The following is a 12,107-nucleotide window of genomic DNA, read 5'->3' as shown; positions in this document are numbered from 1 at the left end:
CGCTCCAGCGCAGGAGGTCTCATGTTCAGTTTCATCAAGACCACGATTGCCGGCGGGCTGCTGCTCATTCTGCCGTTGGTATTGATATTCGTCCTTATCGAAAAGGCCATTCACCTGCTCAGCGGTCCCGTACAGAAAGTGGTTCCACTGTTCAGTGGCTTCAGCGTTGCCGGGGTTACCTCAGTGACCCTGGCCACGGTGATACTCCTGGCGCTGTTTTGCTTTCTCGCCGGGTTGCTGGCCAAAACAGCAATAGCAACGCGGACACTCGACACACTTGAAACCCGGCTGCTTGGCAACCTACCAGGTTACCAACTGCTCAAAGACGCTACCGCACGCTTCGCCGGCCTGGACGACATCGAAGGTGCCAAAGTCGGAATGATCAGCGAGGGCGAGGGATATCGTTTTGGTCTGGTGCTGGAAAGTCGCGGTGATTGGCTGCTGATCTACTTGCCTGATGGAGGCCCTGCCGGCGGAACGGCGGGTGAAGTCCGTGCGATCCCAAACTCAGAGGTGCGCCTTACCGACATTCCCTGGTTGTCGCTGATTGCCTGCCTGCGCCGCGGAGGCAGAGGCACCCTGGAGCTGGCAGCGACCATCCTGGAGGAGGATAAAAGGTAGGCGACGGACGCCTGACTACCCACCAGGCGCTTCAAAACAGCCTGTAGATCTCAGAAACCACCTGCATCGTTGCGTCTTCGATTGTCCCTTCATTACGGCATAGCGCCCAGCCGTGATCGCGAACGGCGCATTCAAACGCCTCGGTACAAGCGACCTGTTCTTCCAGGCTATGAATCACCGTACTGCCCAGGCCCCGTGATCGCGCTGCCGCCCTCGCCCACGACACTTCAGGAGCCGTAACAACCCCCACGTGCAGGTCAGGCACTCGCACATTTCGCGCAAGGTTCAGTTGCAGAATCTGTGCAAACGGCAGTAATCGGCGAAACGCGGCATCGGACGGGTACCAGCGGTCGATCAGGATGATGCTGTCCTGCGGCTGTTTGGGCAGTACCTGCTGGGAAATCCAACGACGGCTATCGGCAAAGCGCTGACAAACTTCCAGCTCCAGGTCCTGGTTGGGATTCCTCACAAGTTTGTTGACCAGCGCCATTGTTTCACCGCGAAAGGGATCGCTTTTCTTCTCGCACAGTCGGATCACTTTTTTATTGTCGGCCCGCAGTGTTTGGGTTATGGCTTCCAGCAGCGTGGTTTTGCCAGTTCCCTTGGGCCCATCCAGCGAAATAAACAGCGTGCGACTCATTGGACAGATAACGATTGATAGTCGGTTTGACCACGGCTCAAATCAGGTAACAACATCGTGTTTCCTCGTAGATAGTGACCGGCATTCTATCCTTGTCTCTGGCTTACGCGTTTCAAAATAACAAGCGCCTAACCAGAGGACTCGGTCGCGGTGTTCGCCCGTTGGCGACGCATTATCTGCACAAGTACGTCGTTGTCCACCGGGCGGCTGAGTAGAAAGCCCTGAACTTCATGGCATTGATCATCGTTGAGCAAGGCCAGTTGTTCGGCCGTCTCCACACCTTCGGCAGTCACCGTCATGCCCATGGCGTTGCCCAGGTTGATGATCGCCTGGACCACGCTGCGATCACTAGCGCTCTTGCCCAACGACTGAACGAAGCGCTTGTCGATCTTGATGCTGTCGAAGGGGTAAGTCCGCAGGTAACCCAGGGAAGAATAGCCGGTACCAAAATCATCCATATTCAGCCTGACACCCAGCTCTTTCAGCGAGTTCATGGTCTGCAAGGCACCTTCGACATCATTGAGCATGACATTCTCAGTAATTTCCAACTCCAGGCGGTGGGCCGCAAGGCCGGTGTGGCGCAAGGCTTCGGCGACATCATGAACCACGTCGCTGCGACTGAACTGGGCTGGCGACATGTTCACCGAGACCATGATCTCCATCGGCCAGGCCTTGGCCTTGGTGCAGGCTTCGCGTATGACCCAGTTGCCCAGCAGGACAATCAGTTCCGACTCCTCGGCCAAGGCGATGAAGCGATCAGGAGGCAACAGGCCCAGGCGCGGGTGTCGCCAGCGCACCAGCGCTTCCACCGAGGCAACGGTTACGCCATCGACCTTGAAGCGCGGCTGATAGTGCAGCACAAGCTCATCGCGGCCAATGCCCTCCAGCAACTCGTGCTCAAGCGTGCGCTTTTCCACCAGGGCGGCGTTCATCTGCGTGGAGAAGTAGCGCCAGGTGTGCTTGCCTGCACGCTTGGCGCTGTACAAGGCCAGGTCGGCGTAGCGAATCAAGTCACTCGGCGTACCCGGATACTCAGCCGATAGCACCACGCCCAGGCTGACGCCGACCTGAACCGACTGGCCCTCCGCTAAAATTGGGTGTTGCAGGGTTTCCACCACGCGGGCGCAAAACCGATCCATCTCTTCGTGCTGGCCTGGACGGGTCAAGACGATGATGAACTCGTCGCCTCCCAAGCGCGCTACCAGATCGCTGTCTCGAGTAACCTGGCCGAGGCGTCTTGCCACCTCAACCAGCACGGCGTCACCGGCCGAATGGCCAAGGCTGTCGTTGATTGGCTTGAAGTTGTCCAGGTCGAGCATGATCACCGCCAAGGCGTGCGGCAAGGCTCCCTGCTCGCCCAGTTCGAGAAAACGAAAAAGTTTGTTGCGGTTTGGCAAACCGGTAAGCGCGTCATGCAACGAAAGGTGTTGGATCTGCGCATGGGCCGCCACTTCATCGGTGATATCGCTGCAAGTGCCGCGAAAACCGGTACACCGGGCGTGATCAACAATCGCCCGTGCCGCAATTCGGCAGATACGCTGCTGGCCGAGTTGATCATGGTACTGGCAGCGCAGGCTGCCCGACGCCTGGCTCGCGGCCAAGCCGTGCAGCCAGTTTTCGATATGGGCGGTGTCGCAGTCGAGCAACTGCGTAATGGGTCGCTGCAACCAGGCATCAATTGGGTGCCCGGTAAGCTCGGCGAAGCGCGCCGAGAGGTAGGTCAGATGCAACTGCGCATCGGTCTCCCAAATCCAGTCGGAGGACGCCTCGGCCACGGCGCGAAAACGCTCTTCGCTGGTTTCCAGTGCGTCTTTGGACACGGCCAGTTGCCGGTGGCTTCGGTCCATGCCGGCGCTCGCGCGTATGCCATAGCGGGCCAGTACCGCGACCAGCAAGCCTATCAGCACCACGGCCAGCGCCAGCGCTGGAACCACAGTGGCAATCAGCTCGCGTCCCGGTTGGGCAATGGTCCATGAAAGTTCATCGCCGCTGCCTTCCAGCGGCAGTGCGCCTTTTGCCTGGCTGGCGCTGCCAGCAGCGCCAACGCCCAGGCCGTCCAGACCGGCACTGCGCCCCAGGGGCTCGAGCACACTCGCTTCGAGCACCCGCACAAACACCAGCACCGCGCTGGGCGCAGGTAGATGGTGAGGTAGTGATGGAGGCTGGATGACTGCGGCGGTGAACATCGCCGGTTGGTCGCGAAACTGTAGGTAGCCGGCGGTTGCTTGCTGGTTTTCCGCAACTTGTCGAGCCTGACTGAGGATCTTGCCTGCATCATCGCTGTAGTGTTCGAAGCCCTGACTGCTTAACTGGCCATCCACCATGGCATAGCCGGTGCGCTGATCATCCAGCACGAAAACACCCGCATAGCCGTCGGTGGTGTAGAGCGTCGGTCCGACATTGTCAGCCTCGTAGGCCCAGCGCGCATCCGCCTCGCGGCCGAGATGATCATAGGCTGACTGCCAGATAGCATGGGTGAGCAAATAGCTGCGCTCATTCTTCTGCAACTGGGCCATCGCCGATTCGGCATGAAAGCGGCTCTGCCCTACCTCGCGCTGATCGAGTGAGTCGGCGATGCGATAGAACGACACCAATCCGAGCGTAAGAATCACCATCAACATGCCGCAAAACGCCAGTATCAGGTGCCGAACCACTTGGCTGCGCGTTGACAGGCCATTGCCGGAAAGAGCATCCATTTGTTCACCGTAAGCCTGGGTTGCTGATAATTGACTGCCAACGAACACGCCACATTAGCAAGAACCGATGGCCTGCCCCGGCAGTTCCGATTGTATTCAGCGTCGGGCTTTATTCTCGATTTCGGCCAGGCGGCGCTCAATCTCGCGGGTTTCTTCTTCCTGCTCCTTGATCGATGTCGGTGTGATTACTTTGTCCACCGTCTCGGTGTCCGGGTCAGGGCGCTCAAGCACCGGCCCGCGAACCTGCTCACCTTGCTGAGCCTCTTCAGAAGAAAGCGGCCGAGGCACCTTATCGTCATGCTTGGGATCGTTGGAGGTCATGGTGTGCTCCTGTAGCAACGTTGTGTTTTCAGAAGAACCCACAGGGCCGCGAAAGTTTGATCGGATTACGTATGCGCTCGCCGAGATTGTGCATCCTTCCGTCAATCTGGGTTGAACCCCCGCATCAATCGCCCCCTCTATCGCAAAACAACAGCATGGAGATACGGCCGTGATCGATCCAGCCACCGGTATGAAGCCCGGCCAACGCTACACCATCGAGAGCCGCGAGCGCACACGTCAATTCCCCGGGTTCTTTCTCGACGCAAAGTACTACCTGGGCCCTGAACTGCTGACCGCCATAGGTTGGATGGAAGGCCAAAAGTTTCTTTACGACGACATCGATCCTCAAGGGCAGCCTGTGTATCCCGACCGGATCGCCGGCACCATCGAGGACCTCACCTTGACCCTGGCGGACGGCACCCAACTGAAACTTGAGGAAGTACACCAGGAAGCTCGGCTCGATACGCTTGAGGCGGGTAGCCAAACACGCTATGAGTCACCTCGCCCGCTGTCCGTGCGCAATTCCCTGGCAGGCAAGCTGGTGGTCATCACCGGCGCTTCCAGCGGTATCGGCCGAGCGGCAGCCCACGCGTTCGCCTGCCGAGGTGCCCGCCTGGTGTTGGCGGCGCGGGACGAGTCGGCCCTATTCGATGTTGTCGACGAATGCACCGACTGCGGGACGCAGGCGCTTGCCGTACCAACCGATGTGACCGACAGCGCGCAGATGCAGGCGTTGGCGGCTCAAGCCGCGGCGTTTGGAGGTGGTCGTATCGATATCTGGATCAACAACGCCGGGGTCGGCGCAGTGGGCAGCTTTGAAGACACCCCGCTAGAGGCTCACGAGCAAGTGATACAGACCGATCTGCTGGGTTACCTGCGCGGCGCCTACGTCGCCTGGCCCTATTTCAAAGCGCAGAAAAGCGGTGTGTTGATCAATACCTTGTCGCTGGGAAGCTGGGTGGCGCAGCCTTATGCCGTTGCCTATTCGGCCAGCAAGTACGGCTTGCGCGGTTTCAGTGAAGCACTGCGCGGCGAGCTCAATGGCTTTCCCGCTATTCATGTCTGCGATATCTATCCCGCCGTCATGGACACCCCGGGTTTTCGTGATGGCGGCAACTTTACCGGCCATGCACTCAAGCCTCCTCCCCCCGTCTACGACCCACACCGAGTGGCCCAGGCGATGGTTCGATGTGCAATCAACCCGCGCACCAGCACCACCGTCGGTGCCGCAGCCACAGTGGCACGCCTGACGCATTTTCTACTACCGGGATTCAATCGACTGTCGGGGTTATTGACGCGTCTGGGTCTGAACCACAGCGCCGCATCGGCCAACTCAACCGGCAATCTTTTTGAGCCTGCCAGCGGCGAACGCCGGGTACAGGGTGGATGGCGATCGGGCAAAAACTCGGTGCCGAAGGCCTGCCTGGTGGGCGGTGCGCTGCTGATCGCAGGGCTTTTATATGCGCTGGATCGGAAATCGGGTGGCAAGCGCTTGCGTTAGATTTATGAGCCGGTGGTATTGCGCAGACAATCAATGCCACCTGTACAACACCGCTGATAGCGGCACGGAGTAGCCAATAAGAGCACTGGAGTACATTTGTACTCCAGTGCTGTTTTCACCGAATCACGCCCGCGGTCTAGCGCGACAACCTACCACTGATGCGTATAACTCGCGGTCAGCACCGTCCCCGGTGCAGGCAAGTGACTGGTGTTATTGCTGCTACGCATCAGTTGGCTGTAGAGCGGGTAGTAATCTCGATTGAACAGGTTCTGCAAACCAACGCTGAGTTGATCGTCTGCGCTCAGTTGGTACTGGCTGATCAAGTCCACGGTGGTGTAGCTGTCGACCTGGCGGCGACCGAAGCTGGCGACGCCGTTCAAGCGGTAGTCTTCACCGTCGAAGTAGGTGGCCTGCACACGGTTGCTCCAGTCCTCGTTCGGTTTGAACTGCAGGTAGGCGGTCAGCTTGAGCGGCGGGATGCGGTAGCCGGTCATGTCCTGCCAGTCACCACCGTCCGGCTGCTCCCTGCCCTTCATCCAGGTGAAGGAGCCGCCTGCGCCCCAGCGCTCGTCGCTAGTCAGCCAGTCGGCGCTACCTTCCACGCCGTAGATGCGCTCTTTGGTACGTGTGAGGATCAGGCCGTTGTTGAAGCTTTGTACGTCTCCAAGCTTGGAGGTGGTGTAGAACACCGCCAGCGATGCCAGCGTCTGCTCGCCGACGGCGCCACGCCAGCCCAATTCGTAGTTGTTGGTTTTGACCGGTTCCAGGTTCGAGGCGTCGATGTCGAACCCGCGCCGAGCGTTACGCAGTTGCACACCAATATCGGGCAGTTGGAAGCCTTGGCTGAACGCTGCATAGACTTCCTGCCCGACCACCGGTGAGTAGGTCACGCTGAAGTTGGACAGCACCGAATCGTAGTGAATCTCGCCGCCCTGGACCGTGGCCGGTTGAGTTGCTGTCGACTCCGACAGGGGAATGAAATCATCGTATTGGGCGGTAGCGTATTCGTAACGTACGCCGCCTTCCATCGACCATTGATCGTTGAACTTATGCTGCAGTTGGGCGAAGCCACCGAGACTGCGGGTGGTCAGGTCGGGCATGTAGGTGAGCTTGCCGATCTTGTCGAACACCCGGCCACCACTGGCGTCGTACGCCTGCGGATCAAAGATGTCGATGGGCATGTCGCTGCGTTCCTGGTTGAAGTCAGCGCCCCACAACAACTCGGTATTGCCCTGCTCACCCAGCGGTGTGCGCAAGGTCACGCGGCTGCCGAACACCTCGCTGTTCTGCATCACTTGATCGACATTGCGCCCACGGGTAGCCACGGCCCGTGCGTCGAAAGGCGTGAAACGGGTGAAGTAGTCGCGGTAGTACAGCTGGGCATTGAGCGAACCGCCGAGAATATCGGTGTGGGCGTATTCAAGGTTCAACAAGGTGTTCTTGATCTGGTTCTGCTCGTCCAGCGACAAGCCGGACAACGGCCGCGCCGGCACCGTGCCTGCAGGCAAGCGGGCCACGGATGGATCGGAGGTGTAGTCCGTGTTCTGGTCGGCGTTGTAGTGGCTGGCAGACAGCTGGATGCGCTGTACATCATCGATGCGCAAACCCAATTTGCCGCCGATGTTGTAGGTGTTGGAATCGAACAGATCACCCTGACTCGGCTCCGGTGCAATGCGCTGCCCCTTGGCGTCATAGGATGCGCCAATGTGCCGGGCGCCGAAGTCCAGGGCATAATCGACCTGGCCCTGTGAGCCTGACAGGTGATGCTGCAACTGTCCGCCAAGGCCGTCACTGTCCAGTTGGCTCAGGGGCGATACGGCACTGAGCGTTGTCTGCGCACGCGGCTCACCTCCGGCTGGGCGGGTGGTGATAGAGATGATCCCGCCGGTGGCCCCCGCACCATAGATAGCGCTGCTGCCACGGATCACTTCGATGCGCTCGATCAGGGCCGGGTCGATGTTTGCAAGGTTACGTGAAGAGTCGCGGTTGGTGTTCAGCGGTACGCCATCGACCAGCACCAGCATAGTGCGCCCGCGCAGGGTCTGGCCGTAATCGGTGATAGTGCGGCTGGAGTCGGACATGCCGGGAATACTTTTGGCCAGCAAGGTCGCCAGGCCATCGGAACCTTGGCGCAGTTGCTCAAGCTGTTCGCGCTCGATGACATTGACCTGCCGGGCTTGAGGCACCAGGTCACTGTTGAGTCGCGAGGAGCTGATTTCCAGGCTCGCCAGCTCTACCGCAGCGGCTTCGGTAGTGGAAGACTGGCGTGTCTGTGCAGGCGTGCCCGGCACCACCAGAAAGGTGTGCTCGTCACGCGCCTGCGCGGTCAACCCGCTCTTGCCCAACAAATGTTCAAGCGCTTCCTGCAAGGTGTAGCGGCCATGCAGTGCAGGCGCTTGCTTGCCAGCGGTGATGTCGCTGGCGAACAGGATCTGTGCCGAGGACTGCCGGGCCACGGCATTCAGGGATTTCTCCAGCGCTGCGGCTGGAATATCAAAATCGACCGGTGCCGACTGCGCCAACGACCATTGACTGAGCAGCAAGCTGCTGGCCAGCAAAGACAGGCGCACAGGCGCGCGCAGGAGGGGCTGACTCACGTTTTTATTCTCCACGGATTAGGTTTGCATGGAGATAGCCGCCGCAAGCGCTGCACACCCCTACCCCGGTCGACGATTATTTTTTCGTGTCGGCGTATTTGATCAGCACCGCACCCTCGGTTGCGGTGGAAACACTCACCGGCAAGATGGCGGGCAACAGCGCCAGCAGGCGCTCGACATGATCGCTGTCAAACACACCGGAAACCGGTAACCGGGCAAGGCGCTGGTCCAAGAGCGTGATGGGCTGACGGTGATAGCGCTGGAGCGTGGCGATGACCTCGGCCAGAGGAGTGCTTTCAAACACCAGGCGGCTGTCTTTCCAGGCGCTGACATCATCGGCGTTAACCTGCAGCGGTTGCCCGGCAATACCCTTGCGAACGCGCAATTGCTGGCCGGGCTCGAGCAGCGCCACGGTATCAGAGGCGTTGCCGCGTACGGCTACCTTGCCTTCGAGCACCGTGACGTGCACATCCTGTTCGTTTCGTTTGACGTTGAAGCGGGTACCCACTACACGCACCGTTGCCGACCCGGCATCGATCAGGAACGGGCGGTACACCCTCGGCGAAACCTCAAACAGCGCTTGGCCTTTCTCCAACACCACCTGACGACTGCGCAGGTGCCAACTGACCATCATTTGACTGTCGCTGTCCAGCAACACGGTACTGCCATCGGCCAGTTGCAGTGCTTGACGCTGACCGAGCGGGCTGACGACCTGCTGGCGCTGATAGGCCGGATCGACCCACGCTACCCCCGCAGCGATTGCCAATAGCAACAGGCTTGCCACTTTTGCGTTGGTGCGCCTGTTCTTCGGCGGCGTGGGTGCGGGCAGCGGAAAACGTGCCTTGAGGTCCTCCCGAAAACGGGCAATAGCCTCGTCTTCCTGGCTGAAATCCTTGGCATTGCGCGGGGTATGGGTCATGACAATACCTCGGTGCCCAGATGCTCGCGGCAAGCGCTCATGCCTAGGCGCAGGTGCTTCTCCACGGTTTTCAGGGAAATGCCCATACGCTTGGCAACTTCAGCCTGAGGCAGTTCGTACACCTTGTGCATCACAAACACCATCTGACAACGCGGCGGTAGCGCGGCGATTGCTGCGCTCAACTGTTCCAACGCCCTAACGCTTTCAAGGTGGCGCTGCTGGCTCGGGGCAGTACTGGCCACTTCCGGCAGCGCTGGCACCGCCACCACCCAGGCCTCACGTCGACGATCACTGCGATAGCGACTAATGGCCGTGTCATGGGCGATTTTGCGCAGCAACGCCAAGGGCATACGCACACCTTGTTTTTCATCCGTTTCGAGCAACTGCACACACACGTCATGCACCACCTCGCGGGCAAAGACCCGGGCGCCGAAACGGCGGCGAACGTGATCCACCAGATCGTCGTAATGCCGAACCAAGGTGGCCAGGAGAGTGAGTTTGGGCGGTTCGGCTTGCACGATGACCTGCGCGAAGAAAATACGGATGCCATGGAGGTAGGCGCGGCCGCGCAGTATAAATGCGAATACTTTACATTTAAAGCAAATCTGCTGGCGTGTGTTCAGAATGACTTGTACGTCGACATTGCCATCACCCCACCGTCAGTGAGAGTATTCGTATTTGTAATCAATTCTCATCAAGGACTGTTCCGTGTCCCCCAAGCTGCTTCTCGCCGAAGACGATCCGCGCCTGCGCCACGACCTGGAGCGGCATTTCCAAGATCGAGGCTTTACCGTCACCGCGTGCGAGAACGGCACCCAGGCCCTGGATGTGCTGCACCAGGGTGGTTTTGATTTGCTGCTGTTGGACATCATGATGCCTGGTGTCGACGGCCTCAGCCTGCTGGACGAATTGCGCCGCCATCAGGTAGTACCGGTGATGTTAATGTCGGCGCTGGGTGCCGAGCAGGACCGAATCAGTGGCTTCACTCGTGGCGCCGACGACTATCTGCCCAAACCCTTTAGCCTTGCCGAGCTCGATGCTCGCGTCGATGCATTGTTGCGCCGAGTCGCCCTCGACCGCCGCCACGCCGAGGCCCCGAGCGATGGTGAATTGACCCTCGATCAGTACGCTCAGGATGTTATGCACCAAGGTCGCAGCGCCGGCCTGACCGGCTCCGAATATCGCTTGTTCGCGACCTTGCGTGCGCATCCCGGCGAGGCCCTGAGCAAGGCCTTCCTTTATCAGACAGTGCTACACCGCGCCTTCACTCGCCTGGATCGCGGCCTCGACGTGCATGTGTGCAACTTGCGGCGCAAACTCGCGCAGATTGGCGCGCAACACCTGCAGATCCAGGCAGTACGCAGCCAGGGCTACGTTTTGGTGGAAACGGAAGCGAGCTAATGCGTCGGCATCCTCTGCTGTGGAAACTGGCCCTGCTGCAAGTCGGTTTCTGCCTGCTGCTCACCTGGTTGATCTGGACCTGGGGTTTGTCGGTAGAGCGCAGCACCTACTTCCTCAGCCCCGAGGACCAGCAGTACCTCGCGCGCTACGCGCAGCAAGCCGAAGCCGCCTGGGAAAAAGATGGCGCGGGCGGCGCCCAAGCCTATCGCCAACACCTGCAGAACGCTGAACACACCTGGGTGGCGCTGGTGGGACCGCGGCTGGAGAGCCTCGGCACTACGCCCTTGAGCGCCAATGAGGCTGGCCGTCTTACCTTCATGCGCAAGCTCGACTGGCCAATGAGTCGACGCCTGCAGGATGAGTTGCCCTACGTCAGCATCGAGTTTCCCGCACACCCCGAAAACGGTCGCCTGGTTATTCAGTTACCCGAACACATGCTGCCTACCGGCCTGACCCCATGGACGCACATCATCACCCACGGCGTGGCACCCACCCTGCTCGCCTTGCTTCTGGGTTTGGCGCTGTACCGACAGTTGGTAGTGCCGTTGAATCGCTTGCGTGACCGCGCCGACGCCTTGCGCGCCGATGACCTGCAAAGCCCCGGCCTGCCGCTGCAAGAGCGGCGCGACGAGTTGGGTGAGCTGGCCCAGGCCTTCGAGCACATGGCCGCCCGTCTGCGCCAGAGCCTGGAGCAACAGCGCCTGCTGTTACGTACCTTGTCCCACGAATTGCGCACACCACTGGCACGCCTGCGCATCGCTCACGACAGCAATCTGGCGCCCGAGCAACTGCGCGAACGCCTGGGGCGTGAAGTAGACGACATGCAGAAGCTGCTGGTCGACACCCTCGACCTCGCCTGGATGGACACTGAACACCCACAATTGCCGACCGAACCGGTGCTGGTACTCTCGGTTTGGGAAGCCCTGTGCGAGGACGCCTGTTTCGAAAGCGGCTGGTCGCACGCGCGCCTGCCCAGCTCCCTCGGTACCGACTGCGAGGTGCAAGCGCATCTGGACAGCCTGGCCCAAGCCATGGAAAACCTTCTGCGCAATGCCATCCGCCACTCGCCCCCTCAAGGCGAGATCAGCCTTGATGGCTGGCGCGAGGGCGATCACTGGCACCTGCGCCTGCGCGACCATGGGCCCGGCGTGCCGCAGGCGCAGCTGGAGCACATCTTCAGCCCCTACCAGCGCCTGCCCGGCAGCGGCGCAGGCTTTGGTCTGGGCCTGGCGATTGCCCGTCGCGCCATCGAACTGCAAGGCGGTCGGCTGTGGGCCAGTAACGCCCAACCGGGCCTCTGCCTGCATATCCTGTTGCCGGCAAGCGCCAAGTGTTTAGAAAGTTAATGCGCTTTACTCTCAATTAAGAGTGCTTATCATCTGCGATCTCTTACTTCCGCTCGATGTTCCGG

General features: G+C 60.1%; 10 protein-coding genes. 4 read left to right on the top strand and 6 right to left on the bottom strand.

All coding sequences use genetic code 11. The features are described from left to right. Window positions 1-21: 21 nt before the first annotated feature. Entirely contained in the window at window positions 22-621 is a 600-nt protein-coding gene (locus H8F21_RS25110) for a hypothetical protein (protein ID WP_136476154.1), read from the top strand. 31 nt (window positions 622-652) lie between these two features. Here the strand turns inward: H8F21_RS25110 and H8F21_RS25105 are convergent, their stop codons facing one another. The 3 genes from H8F21_RS25105 to H8F21_RS25095 all read right to left on the bottom strand — a co-directional run bounded on the left by H8F21_RS25105 (window position 653) and on the right by H8F21_RS25095 (window position 4,278). Further along, the gene (locus tag H8F21_RS25105) at window positions 653-1,261 is read right to left on the bottom strand and encodes a dTMP kinase (RefSeq protein WP_203482507.1); all 609 of its coding nucleotides are present in this window, start codon (window positions 1,259-1,261) and stop codon (window positions 653-655) included. 128 nt (window positions 1,262-1,389) lie between these two features. Next, window positions 1,390-3,957 carry a bifunctional diguanylate cyclase/phosphodiesterase gene (locus tag H8F21_RS25100; protein ID WP_203585562.1) on the bottom strand — a complete coding sequence of 856 codons (2,568 nt, stop codon included), beginning with the start codon at window positions 3,955-3,957 and terminating at the stop codon, window positions 1,390-1,392. 96 nt (window positions 3,958-4,053) lie between these two features. Then, entirely contained in the window at window positions 4,054-4,278 is a 225-nt protein-coding gene (locus tag H8F21_RS25095) for a hypothetical protein (RefSeq protein ID WP_203585561.1), read from the bottom strand. A 169-nt stretch (window positions 4,279-4,447) separates the two neighbouring features. On the opposite strand from H8F21_RS25095, the gene H8F21_RS25090 reads away from it, so the two are divergent. Beyond that, window positions 4,448-5,779: an SDR family oxidoreductase gene (locus H8F21_RS25090; RefSeq protein WP_203541369.1), complete on the top strand. Its 1,332-nt coding sequence runs from the start codon at window positions 4,448-4,450 to the stop codon at window positions 5,777-5,779. 149 nt (window positions 5,780-5,928) lie between these two features. On the opposite strand, the gene H8F21_RS25085 is transcribed toward H8F21_RS25090, so the two are convergent. From H8F21_RS25085 to H8F21_RS25075, 3 genes are all read right to left on the bottom strand, one after another. Beyond that, on the bottom strand, window positions 5,929-8,376 hold the full coding sequence (locus H8F21_RS25085; RefSeq protein WP_203585560.1) for a TonB-dependent receptor: 2,448 nt from the start codon (window positions 8,374-8,376) through the stop codon (window positions 5,929-5,931). Between the two features lie 76 nt (window positions 8,377-8,452). Further along, window positions 8,453-9,295 (bottom strand): FecR family protein, encoded by an 843-nt coding sequence (locus tag H8F21_RS25080; protein ID WP_203585559.1) that lies wholly within the window; start codon window positions 9,293-9,295, stop codon window positions 8,453-8,455. Beyond that, on the bottom strand, window positions 9,292-9,813 hold the full coding sequence (locus tag H8F21_RS25075) for an RNA polymerase sigma factor (RefSeq protein ID WP_203585558.1): 522 nt from the start codon (window positions 9,811-9,813) through the stop codon (window positions 9,292-9,294). The genes H8F21_RS25080 and H8F21_RS25075 overlap by 4 nt, the downstream gene beginning before the upstream one ends. 190 nt (window positions 9,814-10,003) lie before the next feature. Here H8F21_RS25075 and H8F21_RS25070 point away from each other — a divergent pair, with 190 nt between their 5' ends. Further along, window positions 10,004-10,696, top strand: a complete 693-nt coding sequence (locus tag H8F21_RS25070; protein ID WP_203482523.1) for a response regulator transcription factor — start codon at window positions 10,004-10,006, stop codon at window positions 10,694-10,696. Next, a complete protein-coding gene (locus H8F21_RS25065) occupies window positions 10,696-12,042 on the top strand; it encodes a HAMP domain-containing sensor histidine kinase (RefSeq protein ID WP_203482524.1) in 1,347 nt (448 codons plus the stop codon). Before H8F21_RS25070 ends, H8F21_RS25065 begins: the two co-directional genes overlap by 1 nt. Window positions 12,043-12,107: the final 65 nt, after the last annotated feature.

The organism is Pseudomonas arcuscaelestis (genome assembly GCF_016881005.1).
Taxonomy (GTDB): Bacteria; Pseudomonadota; Gammaproteobacteria; order Pseudomonadales; family Pseudomonadaceae; genus Aquipseudomonas; species Aquipseudomonas arcuscaelestis.
The sequence above is the reverse complement of the archived record's forward strand: the minus strand, read 5'-3'. Positions and strand labels throughout refer to the sequence as shown.

Coding starts and splice junctions, on each gene's coding strand:
- H8F21_RS25105 (WP_203482507.1), bottom strand. CDS start 1,261: ATGAGTCGCACGCTGTTTATTTCGCTGGATGGGCCCAAGGGAACTGGC.
- H8F21_RS25110 (WP_136476154.1), top strand. CDS start 22: ATGTTCAGTTTCATCAAGACCACGATTGCCGGCGGGCTGCTGCTCATT.
- H8F21_RS25100 (WP_203585562.1), bottom strand. CDS start 3,957: ATGGATGCTCTTTCCGGCAATGGCCTGTCAACGCGCAGCCAAGTGGTT.
- H8F21_RS25065 (WP_203482524.1), top strand. CDS start 10,696: ATGCGTCGGCATCCTCTGCTGTGGAAACTGGCCCTGCTGCAAGTCGGT.
- H8F21_RS25080 (WP_203585559.1), bottom strand. CDS start 9,295: ATGACCCATACCCCGCGCAATGCCAAGGATTTCAGCCAGGAAGACGAG.
- H8F21_RS25095 (WP_203585561.1), bottom strand. CDS start 4,278: ATGACCTCCAACGATCCCAAGCATGACGATAAGGTGCCTCGGCCGCTT.